This is a genomic window from Nakamurella sp., from assembly GCF_044224575.1.
Taxonomy (GTDB): Bacteria; Actinomycetota; Actinomycetes; order Mycobacteriales; family Nakamurellaceae; genus Nakamurella.
The window spans coordinates 46,978-68,301 of record NZ_JBGAKE010000006.1; the positions used below are offsets into that span (position 1 = coordinate 46,978).

Consider the following 21,324-nt stretch of genomic DNA (forward strand, 5'->3'; position numbering starts at 1 on the left):
CTTCCGAGGCACTTCGCCGGCTCAGTCGCCCCGGCCCGGGGCGCCGACGTGACGTGCAGATGGTTCACTCGCTCACGCTCGTTCACGCCGCCTCCCCGCTCGCCCGGCGCCGGTACGGATGGTTCACTCGCTCGCGCTCGTTCACGCCGCCTCCTCGCGCGACGACCTCGCCCGCTCGGCCATCGCACCGCGGATCCGGCGACAGTGTTGATGGTCCACTCGCTCACGCTCGTTCACGCGCGTCATTGTGGACTACAGGTGATCCCGATCTCCCACCCACCGTTCGATTCGGCCCACCTCGACACGGTCGGTGACAATGATCTCCATGCTGCGCCCCGGTCGTGACCCCAAGTCCCCCAAGGTGAGGCGACGCTGGCACGCGCGCCCGGGCCAGCCCGACCCCCAGGCCGCACCACAGAAGGGTTCGTCGCCCTACCCGGGCATGCCGTTCCCGCTGGGCGCGACCCCGTACACCGGCGGCACCAACTTCGCGGTGGTGGCCGACGGCGTACCCGGCGTTTCCGCCGTGCAGTTGTGCCTGCTGGACCCGTCGGACCCCGGCGTCACCCTGCGCACCGTCACCATGGACGAGCGGACGTGCGGCGTGTGGCACACGTTCGTGCCCGATGTCGGTCCCGGCCAGGTGTACGGGTTCCGGGTGCCGGCCCGCGACCCGGCGAAGCTGCTGCTCGATCCCTACGCCCGGCGGGTCACCGGCACCGACTACGACCTGGTCGCGGCGGCGTCCTACGGCGTGCAGACCGCGGGACTGGTGCCGGCCGGGGTGGTGGTGGACAGCACGGCGCCCGGGCTGCGGTCCACCTCGGTCCGGCCGTGGGTGCCCTGGGAGCAGACGGTCGTCTACGAGGCCCACGTCAAGGGCCTGACCAGGCTGCACCCGGCCGTGCCCGCGCACCTGCGGGGAACGTTCCTGGGCGTGGCCCACCCCGCCGTCATCGACCACCTGCGCCAGCTGAACGTGACGACCCTGGAGTTGCTCCCGGTCTACGCGTCCGTGGCCGAGCCCGGACTCAAGGCCACCAACCGGCGCAACTACTGGGGCTACTCCACCCTCGGCTACTTCGCCGCGCACCCCGGCTACGCCTCGGTCCCCGGCCACGAGGTCGCCGAATTCGTCACCATGGTCGACGCGCTGCACGAGGCGGGCATCGAGGTCGTGCTCGACGTCGTCTACAACCACACCTGCGAGGGCGGGCCGGGCCTGTCGGTCGACCTGTCCACTCGCGGGCTGGCCCCCGATTCCTACTACCTGCCGGACGGCCGGGACCTGACCGGCACCGGCAACACCGTGAATGCGCGGACCCTGCCGGTCATCCGGCTGGTCACCGACTCGCTCCGGTACTGGGCGGAAACCCTTGGCGTTGACGGGTTCCGATTCGATCTGGCGTCGGTGCACGCCCGGCCGGACGGCGGCCCGTTCGACGCCGGGTCCGCGCTGCTGAGCGCGATCGCGGCCGATCCGGTGCTGGCCACCCGCAAGTTGATCGCCGAACCGTGGGATGCCACCGGTGAGGGTTACGCCGTCGGCCGGTTCGGGCCGAACTGGACCGAGTGGAACGACCGGTTCCGGGACACCACCCGCGACTTCTGGCGCGGCGTGCCCGGCGTGCGGGATCTGGGGTATCGGTTGTCCGGTTCCAGCGACCTGTACGCACCGCAGCGGCGGCCCTGGGCCTCGATCAATTTCGTCACCGCCCATGACGGGTTCACCCTGCGCGACCTGGTCTCCTACAACGACAAGCACAACGAGGCGAACGGGGAGAACAACCGGGACGGGCACAACCACAACCGGTCCTGGAATCACGGGGTCGAGGGCGAGACCACCGACCCGGCCGTGATCGCGTTGCGCACCCGGACGGCCCGGAACGTCGCCGCGACGATGCTACTGGCCACCGGCACCCCGATGATCACCATGGGCGACGAGATCTGGCGCACCCAGGGCGGCAACAACAACGCCTACTGCCAGGACAACGAGATCAGCTGGCTGGACTGGGATCTGGACGAACCCGAGCGTCGCGACCTGCTCGCCTTCTTCCGGCGTACGCTCGGGATCCGCCGCGCCGCCCCCGCGCTGCGGCAGGGCGAGTTCTTCGAGGGACGCGCCCCGGGCAGCGCCGACGGGTTGCCGGACCTGGTGTGGTTCACCGCATCCGGCCGGGTGATGAACGACCACGACTGGTTCGACGAGGGCCGGCAGACCATCGGGATGTGGATCAACGGTCACGACGTGCGCGGGCACACCGTCGCCGGGCAGCCGCTCACCGACCGGTCGTGGTTGCTCCTGCTGCACGCGGGCGCCGATCCGATCGAGCTGACCCTGCCCGGGGTGCCCTACGCCACCTCCTACGTGCCGACCGTGGACACCGACCGGCCCACCGGTGAGCCGCTGTCCACCGACGGGATCCTCAGCGGGTCAACGGTTGTCCTGCCCGGCCGGACCGTCTGGCTGCTCCGCGCACGTCGTCATGCGATGGTCACCAACCCGAGTTCGGCCGGGGACGCCAGCAGTTCGTGACGGGGCAGTATCCGGACGGTGTACCCCACCGGGCCGGATCGGGTCAGCGTCAGGGCCGCCTCGTAGCGCAGCACCGGCTCCGCGTCCCGATCGAGCGCCGACCCGTCGGAAGTCGCCCCGTCGGCCGGCATCGCATCGGCGAAGTCCATATCGACCACGTCGATCTCGTGCAGTTGCTCGATGCCGTCGACCCGGCCGATGACCGCCTGAACGGTGACGTCGGCCGGGGTCAGCCCGCCGAGGACGCAGTGCGCCCGCACGGTCATCACGTTCCCCAGGGACGGCTCGGTGCCGATGCCGGAGGTGTCGACGTTGAGCACGCGCACCGCCGGCCAGGCCGCCCGCACCCGGTCCTTCCAGGCCGCCAGCGCTTTTGCCACGGAGAGATCGGTGTTCACCACCCGGGAGGCCGCGGCCGCCGGCGCGTAGTAGCCGGTGACGTAGTCGCGGACCATCCGCGTGGCCTGTACCCGGGGTCCCAGGTACGCCAGGGTGTGCCGGACGGTGTCGACCCAGCCCTCCGGCAGACCGGCCTCGTTGCGGCGGTAGAACAGCGGCGCCACCCGCTTCTCGACCAGGTCGTACAGGGCCGCTGCCTCCAGGTCGTCCCGCCGCCGCTCGTCGCCGACCCCGTCGGCCGTCGGGATGGCCCACCCGTCGTGCCCGTCGTACAACTCGTCCCACCAGCCGTCCGAGATGGACAGGTTGAGCACCCCGTTCAGCGCGGCCTTCATGCCGGACGTGCCTGACGCCTCCTGCGGCCGGATCGGGTTGTTCAGCCAGACGTCGGCGCCCGCGCACAGGATCGCGGCCATGCCCATGTCGTAGTCGGGCAGGAACACGATGCGGTGCCGGATGGACCGGTCGTCGGTGAATCGGACCATCTCCTGCATGTACCGCTTCCCGCCGTCGTCGGCCGGATGCGCCTTGCCGGCCACCACGATCTGCACCGGCCGCTGCGGGTCGAGCAGGATCGAGCGCAGCCGGTCGGAGTCCCGCAGCATCAGGGTCAGCCGCTTGTAGGTGGACACCCGCCGGGCGAAGCCGATGGTCAGGACGTCCGGGTCGAGGATGGACTCCGTCCACTCCAACTCGGACATCGTCGCGCCCCGCTGCAACGCCGATCGCCGGGCCACCGCCCGGGCCATCGTCACCAGCCGCCCGCGCAGGGTGTTCCGCAGCTCCCACAAGCGTTCTCGAGACACCTTCGCCGCCGACGGCCACACCTCCGCGGACGCCAGATCCTGCCAGTCGGCCATGTCACCGGCCACGTCGTACATCTCCCGGGCCGCCCACGTCGGCAGGTGCACCCCGTTGGTGACCGACCCGATCGGCACCTCCTCCGGCTCGAACCCGGGGTACAGGCCGGCGAACATCGCCCGGGACACCACGCCGTGCAGCTTGGCCACCCCGTTGGCCCGCTGGGCCAGCCGCAGGCCCATGTGCGCCATGTTGAACCGGCCCGGATCGTCCTCGGCACCCAACGCCAGCACCTGCGCGACGCCCAGCCCGGGCAGCAGCCGCGTGCCGTCCCCCGGGCCGTCCCCGTCGAGGTAGTGCCGGACCAGGTCGACCGGAAACCGGTCGATACCGGCCGGCACCGGCGTGTGGGTGGTGAACACGGTGCCCACCCGGATCGCGGCCAGCGCCTCGGCGAAGGTCAGGCCGTGGTCGGCGATCAACGCGCGGATCCGTTCCAGGCCGAGGAAGCCGGCGTGCCCCTCGTTCATGTGGAACACCTCGGGCGGCGGGTGGCCGGTGGCGGCGGCATAGGCGTTGACCGCCCGCACCCCGCCGATGCCCAGCAGCATCTCCTGCTTGATCCGGTGGTCCTGGTCGCCGCCGTAAAGCCGGTCGGTGACCGCGCGGAGCCCGTCCTCGTTGTCCTCGTTGTCGGCGTCGAGCAGCAGCAGCGGCACCCGGCCGACCTGGGCGACCCAGATGCGGGCGGTCAGCAGCCGGTCGCCCGGCATCGGCACCGTCACCGCCAGTTGGTCGCCGTCCGGGCCGAGCACCCGCTCGATCGGCAGGCCCTGCGGGTCGTGCGCCGGGTAGTGCTCCTGCTGCCACCCGTCGGGCGACAGCGACTGCCAGAAGTAGCCGTAGCGGTAGAGCAGGCCGACCCCGATGATCGGCACGCCCAGGTCGGAGGCCGACTTGAGGTGGTCGCCGGCCAGGATGCCCAGGCCACCGGAGTAGTTCGGTAGCGCCTCGGTGACCCCAAACTCCATCGAAAAGTAGGCGATGGCAGCCGGATACGCCGCGCCCGCCGCGACTTGATGCTGATACCAACGGGGATCGGTCAGGTAGTGGTCGAGATCGGCGGCCAGACCGTGCATCCGGGTCAGGAACCGCTCGTCACCGGCCAGCTCTTCGAGCCGGGTGACGGACACCGCGCCCAGCAGCTTGAGCGGGTCCCCCGCGCATCGGGACCAGACGGCGGGGTCGATGTCCGCGAACAGGTCCTGGCTCGCCGGGTGCCAGGACCAGCGCAGATTGCGGATCAGCGGGCCCAGCGGCTGCAGCGGCGGGGGGAGCTGGGGCCGGACGGTGAATCGACGCAGCGCCTTCATGACGCGCCGATCAGCAACAGTGCCTTCACAACCGCTGATTCAACCCCAGCACCTGCCCTGCGGCCCGTCGAGCGGACCGGTAGGTTGACCGCGTGGCGGACCGAATCGACGACATCGACGCGGCACGCTTCGGCTCGGCACGGCCGATCACCGGCAGCGAGCACGATAGGGAGTGGTACAAACGGGCCGTCTTCTACGAGGTGCTGGTGCGTGCGTTCGCCGATTCGAACGGCGACGGCACCGGCGACCTGCGCGGCCTCATCGACAAGCTCGACTACCTGGCCTGGCTGGGCGTGGACTGCCTATGGCTGCCGCCGTTCTACGCCTCGCCGTTGCGTGACGGTGGGTACGACATCGCCGATTACCGCCGGGTGTTGCCCGAGTTCGGCACCGTCGACGACTTCGTCGCTCTGCTGGACGCCGCCCACGACCGGGGCATCCGAGTGATCACCGACCTGGTCATGAACCACACCTCGGACCAGCACCACTGGTTCATCGAGTCCCGGCGCGACCCCGAGGGGCCGTACGGCGACTACTACGTGTGGGCCGACGACGACTCCGGTTACCCGGAGGCGCGGATCATCTTCGTGGACACCGAGCCGAGCAACTGGACGTTCGACCCGGTGCGCAAGCAGTACTTCTGGCACCGCTTCTTCGCCCACCAGCCGGACCTGAACTACGAGAACCCGGCCGTGCGCGACGAGATGATCGACATCCTGCGGTTCTGGCTCGACCTGGGCATCGACGGATTCCGGCTGGATGCGGTCCCCTACCTGTACGTGCGGGAGGGCACCAACGGGGAGAACCTGCCGCAGACCCACGAGTTCCTCCGGCGCTGCCGCAAGGTGGTCGACGACGAGTACCCCAACCGGGTCCTGCTGGCCGAGGCGAACCAGTGGCCGGCCGACGTCGTCGACTACTTCGGCGATCCCGCCGTGGGCGGCGACGAATGCCACATGTGCTTCCACTTCCCTTTGATGCCGCGCATTTTCATGGCCGCGCGGCGGGAGTCGCGGTTCCCCATCTCGGAGATCCTGGCGCAGACGCCGGCGATCCCGGAGACCGGCCAGTGGGGCATCTTCCTGCGCAACCACGACGAGCTGACCCTGGAGATGGTCAGCGACGAGGACCGCGACTACATGTGGGCCGAGTACGCCAAGGACCCGCGGATGAAGGCCAACATCGGCATCCGCCGGCGGCTGGCGACCCTGTTGGACAACGACACCAACCAGCAGGAGCTGTTCACCGCGATGCTGCTGTCGCTGCCCGGCTCGCCGGTCCTGTACTACGGCGACGAGATCGGCATGGGCGACAACATCTGGCTCGGTGACCGGGACGGGGTGCGCACCCCGATGCAGTGGTCGCCGGACCGCAACGCCGGGTTCTCGCGCAGCGACCCGGCCCGGCTGTACCTGCCGGCGATTATGGATCCGGTCTACGGGTACCAGACGGTGAACGTCGAGGCGCAGATGAACTCGACGTCGTCGCTGCTGCATTGGACCAGACGCATGATCGAGATCCGGAAGCGGTACGCCGCGTTCGCCGTCGGGGCGTTCACCGATCTGGGTGGATCGAACCCATCGGTACTGTCGTACACGCTGCACTTCGACGGCAACACCGGCGGCGTCTCCGCGCCGGCCCACACCGTCCTGTGCGTCAACAACCTGTCCCGCTTCCCGCAGCCGGTCGAGTTGGATCTGCGCGAGCACTTCGGCGCCGAGCCGATCGAGCTGACGGGTGGCACGAGATTTCCCAGGATCGGACAATTGCCTTACTTGCTGACACTGCCCGGGCACGGCTTCTACTGGTTCGACATCACCGGTGAGGAGCCGGCATGAGCGAGCGCCAGCGGGCGAACAATCGACATCTCAGGTCGGCGCCCCTTCCCGCGGCAACTGAGCGTGCCAAGTGCCCCGGAAGGGCGGCGGCATGAGCGAGCGCCAGCGGGCGAACAATCGACATCTCAGGTCGGCGCCCCTTCCCGCCGCAACTGAGCGTGCCAAGTGCCCCGGAAGGGCGGCGGTATGACAGAACGCGTCGGTGCGCCCGACGGCGACTTCATCGCGATGCTGGTCGAGTACCTGCCCGGTCAGCGGTGGTTCTCCGCGAAGGGGCAGAGCCTGGGCCCGGACGCGTTCCGGATCCTGAACCGGACGATCATCGCCCGGGATTTCCACGACGCCGACGTCGAGCAGGTCCTGCTCGAGGTGGCCACCGCCACCGGCCGGCACCTGTACCAGCTATGGGTCGGCTGGACCTGGCACGTGCCGGACCGGGTGGCTCATGCGGTGATCGGCGCCGCCGACGGGCGGACCGCGTACGACGCGCTCGCCGACATCAACGTCACCGGGCTGCTGCTGACTTCGGTGGTGCACGGCCACGACTTCGGGCCCGGGGTTCGAGCGATCAGCGAGGCCGACGTCGCCGTCGACACCGATGCGTTCGGGTTGGTGATCGGCGCCGAACAGTCGAACACGTCGATCGTGTACGGGCATTCGTCGATCCTGAAGGTGTTCCGGCGGCTGGATCCGGGTCCCAACCCGGACGCCGAAGTGCACCGGGCGTTGTACGCCGTCGGTTCGCGGCACGTCGCGCAGCTGTACGGCGAGATCGTCGGGCCGGTCCGGGACGGGTCGGGGGACACCGAGACGACCTTCGCGCTGCTGACGGAGTTCTTCGCGAACAGCGCCGACGGGTGGGCGATGGCGACCGCCAGCGTGCGCGACCTGATGAGCGAGGGCGACCTGCGGGCCGACGAGGTCGGCGGCGACTTCGCCGCGGAGGCGTACCGGCTGGGCGAGGCGGTCGCCGCCGTGCACGCCGAGCTGGTGCGGGCGTTCGGCACGGCGGTGGCCGCCGGCGCGGAGCTGACGGCAATCCTCGACGGCATGCGGGCCGAGGCCGAACAGGCCGCGGACCTGGTGCCGTCGCTGGCCGCCCTGCGGCAGCCGATCCGCGCCGCCTTCGACCGGGCCGGGGATCACGCGGCGAGTCTCAACCTGCAGCGCATCCACGGCGACCTGCACCTCGGGCAGGTGCTACGCACCCTGGACGGCTGGAAGATCATCGACTTCGAGGGCGAGCCGTCCAAACCGCTGGCGTTCCGCCGCGGTCTGCACAGCCCGCTCAAGGACATCGCCGGGATGCTCCGCTCGTTCGACTACGCCGCGCGGGGCCAGACGATCAACCCGCGCACCGATGCGCAGCACCGCTACCGGGCCACCGAGTGGGCCGCCCGCAACCGACGGTCGTTCTGCGACGGCTATGCGCTGGCGGCCGGCAGCGACCCGCGACACGCCGACAGCATGCTGCGGGCGTTCGAGCTCGACAAGGCGATTTATGAAGTTGTCTACGAACATGGACATCGGCCGCTGTGGGAGGACATCCCACTGCAGGCCGTCGTTGCCCTCACCAACCCCGGAGGTACCGCGTGACCACCAACAACACCCCCGACCCGGGCACCGTCCCGGACGAGGGCGAGGCAGCCGTTCCTCCGGCGAAGCCCACCCGCGCCCGTCGCGCGGCCGCGCCGAAGGCGGCCAAGGCCGACGGCGACGCGCCGGCGAAGGCACCGGCCAAGCGGGCACCCCGCAAGGCCGCCGCGGCCACGACGGCGGACGCGGCTGACGGCGGCGCCGCGAAGGCCCCGGCCAAGCGCGCACCCCGCAAGAAGCCGGCCGCCGCGGACACCCCCGTCGCCGGCGGCGCGGTGGACACCCCGCTGGCCCCCGACGCCCCGACCCCGGCCGAGCCGGTGGCCGCGACGCCGGACCCCGCTCCGGCCGCGGCCCCCGACGTCACCGACGACCAGTACGAGAAGCTGATCGGCGGCGATACCCACGACCCGCACGGCATCCTGGGCGCCCACCCGCGGGGCGACGGGCACACGGTGGTCCGCACGCTGCGGCACAACGCCACATCGGTCACCCTGCTGCACGAGGGGTCGGAAATCCCGTTCGAGCACGTGCACGGCGGTGTGTTCGCCGCGGTGATGGACGGCCCGGTCACCGACTACCGGGTCCGGGTGGACTACGGCAACGGCGCGGTCTACGAGGTCGACGACCCGTACCGCTGGCTGCCGACGCTGGGCGAGATCGACCTGCACCTGATCGGTGAGGGGCGGCACGAGAACCTCTGGGAGGTACTCGGCGCGCACGTCCGCAGCTACGACACCCCCGGCGGGACCGTCACCGGCACCTCGTTCGCGGTGTGGGCGCCGAACGCCCGCGGCGTGCGGGTGAGCGGCGACTTCGACTACTGGTCCGGCGCGGGCACCCCGATGCGCTCGCTCGGCTCGTCCGGCGTGTGGGAACTGTTCGTACCCGGGGTCGGCGAGGGCGCCCGGTACAAGTTCCAGATCCTCGGGCAGGACGGGGTGTGGCGGGAGAAGGCCGACCCGTTCGCCTTCTCCAGCGAGGTGCCGCCGGCCACGGCGTCGATCGTGAACGTCGCCCGGCACGAGTGGGGGGACGCGGACTGGATCGCCCGCCGGGCGGAGACCGACCAGCTGGCCGGCCCGCTGTCGATCTACGAGATCCACGCCGGGTCCTGGCGGGAGGGCCTCAACTACCGGGAGATGGCCGACGCGCTGATCGCCGAGCTGTCCGACACCGGGTTCACCCACGTGGAGTTCCTGCCGCTGGCCGGCCACCCGTTCGCGCCGTCCTGGGGTTACCAGGTGACGTCGTACTACGCGCCGGATTCCCGGTTCGGCTCGGCCGACGACCTGCGGTATCTGATCGACCGGCTGCACCAGGCGGGCATCGGCGTGATCATGGACTGGGTCCCCGCCCACTTCCCGAAGGACGAGTGGGCCCTGGGCCGGTTCGACGGCACGTCGCTGTACGAGCACGCCGACCCGCGCCGGGGCGAGCAGCCCGACTGGGGCACGTTCGTCTTCGACTTCGGCCGCCGTGAGGTGCGCAACTTCCTGGTCGCGAACGCGCTGTACTGGTTCGAGCAGTACCACGTGGACGGCCTCCGGGTGGACGCGGTCGCCTCGATGCTGTACCTGGACTACTCCCGCGAGGACGGCCAGTGGCTGCCGAACATCTACGGCGGCAACGAGAACCTGGACGCGGTGGCCTTCCTGCAGGAGACGAACGCGACCGTCGGCAAGCGGGTCCCCGGCGCGTTGATGATCGCCGAGGAGTCCACCGCCTGGCCGGGCGTCACCCGGCCGACGCATCTGGGCGGCCTGGGCTTCCACCTCAAGTGGAACATGGGGTGGATGCACGACAGCCTGGGCTACATCTCCCGGGACCCGATCTACCGCTCGTGGCACCACAACGAGATGACGTTCTCGCTGATGTACGCCTTCTCCGAGCAGTTCGTGCTGCCCATCTCGCACGACGAGGTGGTGCACGGCAAGGGGTCGTTGTGGTCGAAGATCCCCGGCGACGAGTGGCAGAAGGCGGCGACGCTGCGCACCTTCCTGGCCCACATGTGGGCGCACCCGGGCAAGCAGCTGCTGTTCATGGGGCAGGAGCTGGGCAACCCCTGGGAGTGGAACCAGGCGATCCAGCTGCCGTGGCAGCTCAAGGAGTACCCGCTGCACAACGGCATCCGGACGCTGGTCGGCGACCTCAACCGGGTCTACAAGGCCAGCCCGTCGCTGTACACCCAGGACTTCACCCCCACGGGGTTCACCTGGCTGGACGCCAACGACCGCGAGGGCAACGTGCTGGCCTACCTGCGCTGGGGCAGTGACGGTTCGGTGCTCGCCTGCATCCTGAACTTCTCGCCGATGCCGCACAGCGGGTACCGGATCGGGCTGCCGCACGCCGGGATGTGGAAGGAGGCGGTGAACACCGACTCCGAGCTGTACGGCGGATCCGGCGCCGGCAACATGGGCGCGGTGATGGCGACCGAGCACGCCTCGCACGGACAGCCGGCGTCGGCGACGATCACCATCCCACCGCTCGGTGCGCTGTGGCTGGTGCCGGACACGGAGGACTAGCCGTCGCCCCGGCCTGCGCACCGGCACGGGTCGGGGCTCTGGCTTGGGTCGGGGCACCGGCTTGGGTCGGGGCACCGGCACGGGTCGGGGCACCGGCCCGGGTCGGGGCACCGGCTTGGGTCGGGCCGCCGGCCCGGGTCGGGGCGCTGAGCGCCCGCACCGCGACGCTGATCAACTCGGCAACAGAACCGACATTTCGGGCGCAGGCTGCCGAGTTGATCAGCGTGACCCCGCCGGCCGCCGCCGGCGCTCCATGCCTGGCCAATGCCGACGCCACACCCCAGGCCACCCACGCCCCGAGGCTGATCAACTCGGCAACAGAACCGACATTTCGGGCGCAGGCTGCCGAGTTGAACGGCGGTCGGCCCCATAGGGGCCGTCCCCTCGGGCTGAAACCACGTGCGGCTGGGGCCTCGCGCCCCCGGGCCGGCTGCGCTGATCCAAGTCCCATCAATACGGATAAATCGGGCGTCAATTCGAGACTTCGATCAGCGCACCGGTCGGCCCAGCCCAAAGCAACGGTGCATTACGGGCATATCGGTCGCCTTTGGTTTCGACTGAACAGCGCCACCCCGACCGCGGTCCCGGGCCCGCGGTCGCCCGCCCCGGCGGGGCCGAGGTGAGCACCGACTCCGGCCGCGGGCCGGCACGCTGGGTCGCTCTCGCGCTGGCCGGGCTGGTGATGGCGCTGTCGGTGACGCTGGTGGTCGCCGCGGCGACCGCCACGGGCCGGGGGGGCTCGGCCGTGGCCACCGAGCGGATCGACACCACGTCGGGCGGGGTCCCGATCGCCGTCGCCGGGTCATTCGGCACGGCGGCGGCGGCCGGCGATCCGCTGGATCCGTTCACCAGCTCCGCCGACGGGGACCGAGTCGTCTCGGCGGTGCTGGCCGACCTGTCCGACTACTGGACCGCGACGATCGATGCCGCGGGCGGGACCGCCCTGCGGTCCCCCACCGGTGGGTTCGTGTCGATGGACTCCGCGGCGCCGGCCGGTTCGTCGGGCTCGTCGGGCGGCGGCGCGCTGTGCATCGCCGATCCGGCCCAGATCGCCGGCAACGCGTTCTACTGTCCGGCCCAGGACGGCATCGTCTTCGATTCCGCCGCCCTGGTCCCGGTGCTCCTCGGGTCGTACGGCAGCGGCGGCCTGGCCGCGTCGTTCGCACACGAGTTCGGGCACGCGGTGCAGGCGCAGGTCGGACCCACCCCGGCCGACCGGCGCGCCGACCCGGACCGCTACCCGGCGCTGCTGATCGAGGCCCAGGCCGACTGCGCCGCGGGCGCGTTCCTGGCCGCCGCCTCCGCGGGGACCACCGCGCGGGTGCACCTGCCGGTGGCGTCCCTGACCCGGGCAGTCGCCCCGTTGCTCGACTTCCGCGACCGGGCGACCGTCGCCCCGGGCGACCCGACCGCCCACGGGCTGGCCCTGGACCGGCTCAACTCCGTCCTGCACGGGTTCCGGGCCGGCGGCCTGGCCTGCTGGGCGATGACCACCGCCGACCTGTCCCCCACGTTGGGCCGGGCCGGGGTGCTGACCGACCCCCCGGTGACGCCGCGGTACGGCACCACGGCCGCCGCGCTCGACGCGGCGGCGGCGTCCGTGTCCGCCTTCGCCGGGACCCCCCCGGCGGCGCCCGACCCCACCGACGTCGAACGGGCCGTCACCATCGGCCAGTTCGCCGCCGGCGCGGCCGTCGCCCGGGCCACCGGGCGGGCGGCGGCGGACGACGACGTGGCAGCGGCCTGCTTCACCGGGGCGTGGACCGCGTCGGTGTTCGGATCGGCCCCGGCCGGCAGCCTTGGCTCCTGGGCCGGTGACGCCGACGAGGCCCTGGACCTGGTCCGCTCCCGCCCGGGCGCCTCGTTCGCCGAGCTCGCCGCCTACGCCGACGGCTTCCACGGTGGCCGGGCGGCCTGTTCCTGACGCCGGGTCAGGTCTTCGCGGCCGCCGACGAGGACTGCTCAGTACAGCGCCGCGGCCAGCGCCCGACGGGCCTTGATGACCTCGGGGTCATCCGTGGCGAACAGCCCGAACAGCTCGATGAGGTGCTCGCGCGCCGCGGTCCGCTCGTCGCCGGCGGTGCGGCGGACGGTGGCGATCAGCCGGGCGAATGCCGCCGCGGCGTCGCCGGCGGCCACCTGCGCATCCGCGGCGCCCTTCTGCAGTTCGACGTCATCCGGAGCGGCATCGGCCCGGGCGATCGCGTCCGCCGGCAGCTCGTCGACCCGGGCGAGCAGGCCGGTCTGCGCGAGTGCGGCCTTGGCCTCGGTGTTGCCCGGTTCGGCGGCCAGGATCTGCTGGTACGCCAGCGTGGCGGCCGCGTAGTCGCCACGGGCCAGCGCATCTTCGGCGGCCACGAACCGCGGGTCATCGGGCTCCGGCTCGGCCGCATCCCCGTTCTCGGCGGCCAGCCGCGCCTCCGCCTGGGCGATCCCCGGCAATGCCGGCCGCAACTGGTCCAACACCTGCGTGAACCATTGCCGCAACTCCGGTTCGGACGTCGTGAGGGGCACCTCGGCGGCGGGTCGACCCTGCACCAGCAGGATCGCCATGGGCAGCGTCTGAACCTGGAACGCCTGGGCGATCTGCGGATTGGCGTCCACGTCGACCCGACCGAGGATCCACGTGCCGCCGCTCGCGGCCGCCAGGTTGCTCAGTGCGGCCCCCAGCGCCAGGCTCGGCTCGGCCCAGGCCGCCTCGAGGTTGATCACGACGGGCAGTTGGGCCGATGCCTGGACCAGCCCGCCGAAGGTGGCCTCGTCGACGTCGACGACGAACGGCGACGCCTCCTGGCCCCCCGCCTGGGCGCCGGCCGGGCTACCCGGGGCCGGGGCACTTCCGGCCCCGGGCCCGGCCGTGGGCGCCGCCCGATTCTTCAACGCCGACAGGTCGACGGCGCCCGCGAACGCGGCACTCATGGCCACGGCCTGCTGCTGGCGCGGATCAGGACGGCTCATGCGGTCGCTCCGCTCGGGTCTCGCGGATCGCCCGCACTGTGCTGGTGGTTCGCTCGGCCGGCCTCACTCATGGCCTCATCTTCACACGACTCGCCGTCGAGCTTCACCCCGGCGATCCGTCGAGGCGACCACCCGGCCGGCCGCCGCCGGCCCGACCGGTCGAGCGACCGGATGTGCTCAGCGCGCGACCCGGTCGATGATCGTCGGCAGCACGTCGGCGGGCGCCGGCATCCGGTCGATCTCGGCGCGGACCCGTTCGGCCGCCGCCCGGATCGCCGGATCGCCGAGCACTCGATCCAGCGCGCCGGACACGGCATCGACGTCGACCTGATCCGGCGCCAGCACCACGCCTGCTCCGGCGGCCACCACGGCGGCGGCGTTGGCCGGTTGGTCCGTGCCCTGGGGCAGGCACAGCTGCGGCAGCCCGTGGGCGAGTGCGCCGAACATCGTGCCGGCACCGCAGTGCGACACCACCGCCACGCAGTGCGGCAGCACCAGGGCTTGCGACAGGTACGGCACGGCCAGCACGTTCGGCCGGCCGCCGGCGATCTCCGCCGGATCGACGCCCGGACCCGTGGTGACCACCACATTCACCGGGTGCCGGGCGCAGGCATCGAGGATGGATCGGAACACCTGCGGCGCCTGGTTGGTGACGGTCCCCAGGGTCAGGTAGACCGTCGCGGAGTGCGGGAGGCTTGCGAAACCGGCGGGCAGGACCCCGCCGGGCGGCACCTCACCCGCGGTCGGCCGGATCGGCACGATGTCCGTCCACGGGTCGGTTCCCTGCGGCTGCAGGTCGGGCGGGCAGACCTCCAGGTAGGGCGCGGCGAAGACGGCCGGCGTCGGGTCGGGTAGGCCGGCATCGGCCACCGTCGCCCCGATCTCCCGGGCGAACGCACCCTGGCCCGGGACCAGCGGGCCGTAGGAATGCAGGACGTGCGGGATCCCGGCAACCAGCGCCGCGGTCGCCCCGCCCACCTCCACCGTGTCGTGGATCAGCAGATCCGGCCGCCACCGGTCGAACAGGGTGAGCAGGTCGCGAGCGCGCAGGACGGCGGAGGCGCCGAAGAACGTGCGGGCGGCCATCAGCGCGGCCCGCCGCGGGTCCAGCCGTTCCATCGCGCCCAGCGTCGCCGGGCCGGACCTGCGGTTCGCCTCGTTCGCCGCCGCATAGGCCTGGGCCAGGGTCGGCCCCGCCGCTTCGGCGGTCAGCCCACGGTGTTCGATCGGTTCGGTCAGGTCCGCGCCGGAGGCGACCCGCACCTGGTGGCCGGCCTCGATCGCGGCCCGGATCAGCGGCACCATCGGCAGCAGGTGCCCGAGACCGGGCCAACTGCTGAACAGGATCCTCATGACCACCAGGTTGGCACCGACGGCTGCGGTCGGCAGGCCCAGGACCGGTGCCGGAATCCGTCAGATCCGCGCCGGCTCGGTGTACACCCCCCACTCGGCCCGCAGCGCGTCGCAGATCTCCCCCAGCGTCGCTTCCGCGCGCACGGCGTCGAGCATCGAGGGCACCATGTTGTCCCCGGTCCGGGCCACCGCGACCAACCGGTCCAGCGCCGTCCGAACGGTGCCGGCGTCGCGCGCCGACCGTCGCCGGCCCAGCGCCGCGTTCTGCTGCTGCTCCACCTCGGCCGGGATGCGCATGATCTTCAGATCGTCGCCGACGCCGCCGGTCAGCGTGTTCACCCCGACCACCTTCTTGTCGCCCTTCTCGACCGCGTTCATGTAGGCGAACGCGGCGTCGGCGATCTCCCCGGTGAAATACCCGTCCTCGATGCCGCGCAGGATCCCGCTGGTCAGCTCGCCGATCCGGTGCTCGCCCGACGGCACTGCCAGCGCGGCCAGGTCGCGGACCCGGGTGAAGATGCGTTCGGCCTCGGCCTCCATCCGGTCGGTCAGGGCCTCCACGTACCAGCTGCCGCCGAGCGGATCGGCGACGTTGATCACGCCGGTCTCGTTCATGATCACCTGCTGGGTGCGCATCGCGATCTGCGCGGACCGCTCGGTCGGCAGGGCCAGCACCTCGTCAAGAGCGTTGGTGTGCAACGAGTTCGTCCCGCCCAGCACGGCGGCGAGGGCTTCCACCGCGGTCCGGGTGACGTTGTTGTCGGGCTGCTGCGCGGTCAACGACACCCCCGCGGTCTGGGTGTGGAATCGCAGCCACTGCGCGCGGGGATCGGTGGCGCCGTACACGTCCCGCATCCAGCGGGCCCAGATGCGCCGGGCGGCCCGGAACTTCGCGATCTCCTCGAAGAAGTCGATGTGCGCGTCGAAGAAGAAGCTCAGACCCGGCGCGAACGAGTTCACGTCCAGGCCCCGGGACAGGCCCAGCTCCACGTAGCCGAACCCGTCCGCGAGCGTGTAGGCCAGTTCCTGCGCGGCCGTGGACCCGGCCTCCCGGATGTGGTAGCCGGACACCGACAGCGGCTTGTAGTCGGGCATGTCCCGGGTGCAGTACTCCATCAGGTCGCCGATCAGGCGCAGGTGCGGCTCCGGCGGGAAGATCCACTCCTTCTGCGCGATGTACTCCTTGAAGATGTCCGTCTGCAGGGTGCCGTTGAGTCGTTCCGCCGCGACGCCTTGCCTTTCGGCGGCGACCAGGTACATGCAGAACACCGGGACGGCGGGGCCGGAGATCGTCATGGACGTCGTGACGGCGCCCAGGTCGATGCCGTCGAACAGCACGTCCATGTCGGCGGCCGAGTCGATCGCCACCCCGCAGTGGCCGACCTCGCCGAGCGAGCGCGCGTCGTCCGAGTCCCGCCCCATCAGCGTGGGCATGTCGAAGGCCACCGACAGTCCGTGACCGCCCTCGGCCAGGATCATCTTGTACCGGCGGTTGGTGTCGGTGGCGTTGCCGAAACCGGCGAACTGGCGGATGGTCCACGGCTTGCCGCGATACCCGGTGGCGTGCAGGCCACGGGTGAACGGGAACTCCCCCGGCCAGCCGATCCGCTCGAAGTCCTGGACGACGTCGCCCGGCGCCGGACCGTAGACCGGATCGACCGTCATCCCGGACAGGGTGGTGTAGTCCGCGTCCCGCACCCGGCCGGCGTCCTGAGCGGCCGCGAACCGGCGCGCCCACCGTGCCCGTCCGCCCTCGATCGAACCTTGCTCCGTCATAGAAACCAGGATATCCGATAGTCGGATGCCCTACCATTCGCGCATTCGACCAGGTTGCTACGGTGCAAGCCATGAGCACCAACGTGACGACCCCCGCGCTGCCCTTCGACCCGATTGCCAAGGCGGCCCGGACGTGGTCCGAGCGGATCGGGCCGAGCACGGCGATGTCGGCCGTCACCAACGTCATGCGGGTCCAACAGATCCTGCTGGCCTCGGTCGACGACAGCCTCAAGCCGCACGGCCTGTCCTTCGCCCGGTACGAGGCCCTGGTGCTGCTGTCCTTCTCCAAGCGCGGCTCGCTGCCGATGCGGATGATGGGCGAGCGGCTCCAGCTGCACCCGACGTCGATCACCAACATCGTGGACCGGCTGGAGGCCGACGGCCTGGCCCGGCGGCTGCCCCACCCGAGCGACCGGCGGACCACCCTGGTCGAGCTGACCGGCCCGGGCCGGGAGCGGCTGACCGCGGCCACCGAGGCCGTCACCAAGGCCGAGTTCGGCTTCGTCGGCCTGGACGAGCAGGAGCAGGAGCAGCTGTCGGTCCTGCTCACCAAGGTGCGGCAGGCGGCCGGCGACTTCGCCTGAGCCGGACGATCAGGCCGAGTCCCACCGGAAGAACCGGGTGGCGATGAACGTCACGACGACGGCGAACAGGAGCAGGATGCCGATCGGCAGCAGGGCCGCCTGTGGCCCCTCGCCGCGGACCATGACGTCCTTGAGCCCCTCGACCAGGTAGGTCAGCGGCAGGAACTTGCCGATCGTGCTCAGCCAGGCCGGCGCGCTCTCCAGCGGGATGAACGCGCCGGACAGGAAGGCCATGGGCAGGGTGATCAGGTTCGCCAGCCCGCTGCCACCCTCCTGGGTCTTGGCCACCGCGCCGACGAACAGGCCGATCGCCAGGAACGCCAGGGTGCCGGCGATCACCAGCGGCACGGCCATGTACCAGGCTCCGGACAGCTTCAGGCCGAGGAACGGCAGCACCGAGATCCCGATGAACAGCGCGAGCTGCACCAGGGCCACCGCCAGCGAGACCACGACCCGCGAGGTCACGATGGTGCCGGTGGACACCGGGGCGAGCCGAAGCCGGCGCAGCAGCTGCTTCTGTCGCCAGGTGATCAGCGTCATCGCCGCGCCGAACACCGCGCCGACGGCGATGCCGTAGGCGATCATCCCGGGAGCGATGAACTGGATCGGCTTGAGGGACTGGTCCTCGACCTGCTGGGTGTCCAGTTGATAGGTCGGCGGCACGCCTGAGGCGGCGATGTTGGCTTCGTTCACGAAGGCGTTGAAGATGCCCTGCACGGTGGCCGAGGTCACCTGGTCGGCCGAGGAGTAGTGCACGATCAGGGTGTTGCCCTGCTGCTCGATCGCCCCGCCGGCGTCGCCCTTCTGGACCTGCGCCAGGGCGGCCTCCAGGGTGGTCCCCGGCTCGATGTTCACCGCGTCGTCCAGGGCGGCCTTCGCCTCGGGCGGCAGCTGGTCGATCACCGGCACCGCCCCGACCTGGATCACCGTGGGGGCCGACGACGATCCGCCGCCGGAGAAGATGGTGCCGAAGATGATGATGAAGAACAGCGGGAAGAACACGGAGAAGCCGACCGAGAGCCAGTCCCGGTAGAAGCTCTTGAACATGGCCGTGGACAGGCTGGTGAAGCCCCGCGACCGGCCGGCCGCCATGGGTGTCGGCGCCGGCGCCGGCGTGGTCACCTCGGTATTCGGCCTCATGCCCGGTACTCCCGCCCCGTCAGCTGGAGGAAGACGTCCTCCAGCGTCGCGCCGCGCACCTGCAGGCCGGCCAGGGCATCCATCCCGGCCAGGGCCTGGAGCACCGGCGCCGGCCGCCGGGTGGTGATCACCGTGGAAACCCCGTCGCCCGACACCGATTCCGCCCCGTCGATTCCCCGGGCCAGGTCCTGACCCAGTGCGCCTGCCTCGACCGCGATCCGGACCGGCGCCCCCAGGTCGCGGACGAGTTCGGCCGGCGGGCCCAGCTGCAAAATCTTGCCGGCATCCATGATCGCGACCCGGTCGCAGAGGATTTCGGCCTCGTCCATGTAGTGGGTGGTCAGCACCACCGTCTTGCCCCGCGCGTTGATCGCCCGCAGCACGTCCCAGAGGTTGCGCCGGGCCTGCGGGTCCAGCGCCGCGGACGGCTCGTCCAGGAACACCACGTCCGGGTCGTGGACGAGCGCGGAGGCGATGGACAGCCGCTGCGCCTGACCGCCGGACAGCTTCTCGGCCCGGGTCGACGCCTTGTCGGTGAGCCCGACCAGCTCCAGCATCTCGTCGACCCGGGACGCCGACGCCCCGTACACCGCGCCGAACGTGGCCAGCTGCTCCCGGGCGGTGAGCCGCTCGAAGAACGAGGTGCCCTGCAACTGCACCCCGACCCGGGTGAGCAGTTTGGTGTTGCGTGGCCACACCGGTTCGCCGAGCACCGTGACCGAGCCGGCGTCCGGTTCCCGCAGCCCCTCCATCATTTCGACCAGGGTCGTCTTGCCGGCCCCGTTCGGGCCGAGGATGCCGAAGAATTCGCCCGCGCCGACCGTCAACGACACGCCGTCGACGGCGGTCACCGTTCCGTACCGTTTGACGACCTCGCGGGCGATGATCGTTTCCGCCATGATCGCGACGGTACGCGACCGCCTCACCGGATCGACGCGGTCCTACCCGCCGATGAGCCCCCGCAGCACCCGGTCGGCCGCGGTGTGGGTGTCGGCGCCCCCCGCGGCGACCTCGGTCGCGGCCCGGGCCAACGACTCCCGGCCGGCCGGGGCGTGCAGGGCCGCCTGCAACCGCTGCAGCACCAGCGCCTCGACCGCGGCCTCGGCCCGGCGGACCGCCCGGGCGTCGGCCCCCTCGTGCCGGTCCAGGTGCTGCCGATGGGTGTCGACGGCGTCCAGCAGGCGGTCGATTCCGGCGCGTTCGGCACCGTCGGGATCGGTGGCCCGGTCGACGGCGACGGTGGTCAGGACCGGGATCCGCCACCGCCCGGCATCGGCAGCACCGGACCGGCCGAGCGCGACCATCGATTTCAGGTCGCGCACGGTCGTCGCCACCCCCTCGCGGTCCGCCTTGTTCACCACCAGCACGTCGGCGATCTCGAGGATCCCGGCCTTCGCCGCCTGGATCCCGTCACCCAGGCCGGGCGACAGGACCACCAGCACCGTGTCGGCCAGCCGGAGCACGGCGACCTCGTTCTGACCGACCCCGACGGTCTCCACGATCACCACGTCGAAGCCGATGGCCGACAACAGATCCGCCGCGCCGGCCGTCGCCGTCGACAACCCACCCAGTTCGCCGCGGCTGGACATGGAGCGGATGAACACGCCCGGGTCCGTGCCGTGCTCGTTCATCCGCACCCGGTCGCCCAGCAGGGCGCCGCCGGAGAACGGGCTGGACGGGTCGACGGCCAGGACCGCGACCCGGGCGGCTCGGGACCGGTAGCGCCCGATCAGCGCGGTGATCAGGGTGGACTTGCCGACGCCGGGCGGGCCGGTGATGCCCAGCACGGTGGCGCCGCGCGGCCGTCCGAGAAGGCCGGCCGCGACACCGGCCGCGGCGTCGCCGCCGGACTCGATCATGCTGATCAGCCGGGCGATCGCGCGGACCGAGCCGCCGACGGCCCCGCCGATCAGCGCGGCGACGCGGTCGCCGGGCGGACCCGCGGCCGGCGCGGGCCCCTCATCCATGCCCGCTACGGTAGGGCATGGGCCTGCCGAGCACCGCTGTCGACCATGTCGGAGTCGCCGTCCCCGATCTCGATGCCGCGATCGCCTTCTACACCGAGACGCTGGGTGGCCGGTTGGCCCATCGGGAGACCAACGAGGCACAGGGCGTCGAGGAGGCGATGATTGCCTTCGGCTCCGCACCCGGGTCCACCCAGGTGCAATTGCTGGCGCCGCTCACCCCGGAATCGACGATTGCCAGGTTCATCGACCGCAACGGTCCGGGCCTGCAGCAGCTCGCCCTGCGGGTCGAGGACGTCGTCGCGGCGGCGCAGGCGGCCCGGGACGCCGGCATCCGGACCCTGTACGACGAGCCGCGGCGGGGCACCGCCGGCTCGGCCATCAACTTCCTGCATCCCAAGGACGCGGGCGGTGTGCTGGTCGAACTGGTGCAGCCGGCGGGCCTACACGACTGATTCGGCGTTGCGCCGGGGAGACGGCG

General features: G+C 71.5%; 14 protein-coding genes. 7 read left to right on the forward strand and 7 right to left on the reverse strand.

The window, feature by feature from the left end; translation table 11 throughout:
* Positions 1-442 precede the first annotated feature (442 nt).
* The gene (gene glgX, locus ACILSK_RS08540; RefSeq protein WP_395726903.1) at positions 443-2,536 is read left to right on the forward strand and encodes a glycogen debranching protein GlgX; all 2,094 of its coding nucleotides are present in this window, start codon (positions 443-445) and stop codon (positions 2,534-2,536) included.
* Here the strand turns inward: glgX and glgP are convergent.
* Positions 2,485-5,109: an alpha-glucan family phosphorylase gene (gene glgP / locus ACILSK_RS08545; RefSeq protein ID WP_395726726.1), complete on the reverse strand. Its 2,625-nt coding sequence runs from the start codon at positions 5,107-5,109 to the stop codon at positions 2,485-2,487. The genes glgX and glgP overlap by 52 nt on opposite strands.
* Positions 5,110-5,222: 113 nt before the next feature.
* Here glgP and treS point away from each other — a divergent pair, with 113 nt between their 5' ends.
* From treS to ACILSK_RS08565, 4 genes are all read left to right on the forward strand, one after another.
* Complete coding sequence (gene treS, locus ACILSK_RS08550; protein ID WP_395726904.1) at positions 5,223-6,947, forward strand: maltose alpha-D-glucosyltransferase; 1,725 nt, start codon at positions 5,223-5,225, stop codon at positions 6,945-6,947.
* Positions 6,948-7,133: 186 nt separating this feature from the next.
* The gene (locus ACILSK_RS08555) at positions 7,134-8,543 is read left to right on the forward strand and encodes a maltokinase N-terminal cap-like domain-containing protein (RefSeq protein WP_395726727.1); all 1,410 of its coding nucleotides are present in this window, start codon (positions 7,134-7,136) and stop codon (positions 8,541-8,543) included.
* 320 nt (positions 8,544-8,863) lie between these two features.
* Positions 8,864-11,068: a 1,4-alpha-glucan branching protein GlgB gene (glgB, locus tag ACILSK_RS08560; protein WP_395726905.1), complete on the forward strand. Its 2,205-nt coding sequence runs from the start codon at positions 8,864-8,866 to the stop codon at positions 11,066-11,068.
* 619 nt (positions 11,069-11,687) lie between these two features.
* On the forward strand, positions 11,688-12,992 hold the full coding sequence (locus ACILSK_RS08565; RefSeq protein ID WP_395726728.1) for a neutral zinc metallopeptidase: 1,305 nt from the start codon (positions 11,688-11,690) through the stop codon (positions 12,990-12,992).
* A gap of 38 nt (positions 12,993-13,030) precedes the next feature.
* Here the strand turns inward: ACILSK_RS08565 and ACILSK_RS08570 are convergent, their stop codons facing one another.
* From ACILSK_RS08570 to ACILSK_RS08580, 3 genes are all read right to left on the reverse strand, one after another.
* Positions 13,031-14,026 (reverse strand): tetratricopeptide repeat protein, encoded by a 996-nt coding sequence (locus tag ACILSK_RS08570; RefSeq protein ID WP_395726729.1) that lies wholly within the window; start codon positions 14,024-14,026, stop codon positions 13,031-13,033.
* Positions 14,027-14,203: 177 nt separating this feature from the next.
* Complete coding sequence (locus ACILSK_RS08575) at positions 14,204-15,379, reverse strand: glycosyltransferase (RefSeq protein ID WP_395726730.1); 1,176 nt, start codon at positions 15,377-15,379, stop codon at positions 14,204-14,206.
* Positions 15,380-15,439: 60 nt separating this feature from the next.
* Positions 15,440-17,155 (reverse strand): methylmalonyl-CoA mutase, encoded by a 1,716-nt coding sequence (locus ACILSK_RS08580; RefSeq protein WP_395726731.1) that lies wholly within the window; start codon positions 17,153-17,155, stop codon positions 15,440-15,442.
* A 71-nt stretch (positions 17,156-17,226) separates the two neighbouring features.
* On the opposite strand from ACILSK_RS08580, the gene ACILSK_RS08585 reads away from it, so the two are divergent.
* The gene (locus tag ACILSK_RS08585; protein ID WP_395726732.1) at positions 17,227-17,739 is read left to right on the forward strand and encodes a MarR family winged helix-turn-helix transcriptional regulator; all 513 of its coding nucleotides are present in this window, start codon (positions 17,227-17,229) and stop codon (positions 17,737-17,739) included.
* 9 nt (positions 17,740-17,748) lie between these two features.
* Here ACILSK_RS08585 and ACILSK_RS08590 read toward each other — a convergent pair whose 3' ends face one another.
* From ACILSK_RS08590 to meaB, 3 genes are read right to left on the reverse strand one after another with little or no spacing between them, the layout of a single operon-like run.
* Positions 17,749-18,879 (reverse strand): ABC transporter permease, encoded by a 1,131-nt coding sequence (locus ACILSK_RS08590; RefSeq protein ID WP_395726733.1) that lies wholly within the window; start codon positions 18,877-18,879, stop codon positions 17,749-17,751.
* The gene (locus tag ACILSK_RS08595) at positions 18,876-19,778 is read right to left on the reverse strand and encodes an ABC transporter ATP-binding protein (protein ID WP_395726734.1); all 903 of its coding nucleotides are present in this window, start codon (positions 19,776-19,778) and stop codon (positions 18,876-18,878) included. Before ACILSK_RS08595 ends, ACILSK_RS08590 begins: the two co-directional genes overlap by 4 nt.
* Before the next feature lie 42 nt (positions 19,779-19,820).
* Positions 19,821-20,846, reverse strand: a complete 1,026-nt coding sequence (gene meaB, locus ACILSK_RS08600) for a methylmalonyl Co-A mutase-associated GTPase MeaB (RefSeq protein ID WP_395726735.1) — start codon at positions 20,844-20,846, stop codon at positions 19,821-19,823.
* A 17-nt stretch (positions 20,847-20,863) separates the two neighbouring features.
* Between meaB and mce the strand changes: the two genes are divergently transcribed.
* Positions 20,864-21,298: a methylmalonyl-CoA epimerase gene (mce, locus tag ACILSK_RS08605; RefSeq protein WP_395726736.1), complete on the forward strand. Its 435-nt coding sequence runs from the start codon at positions 20,864-20,866 to the stop codon at positions 21,296-21,298.
* Positions 21,299-21,324: the final 26 nt, after the last annotated feature.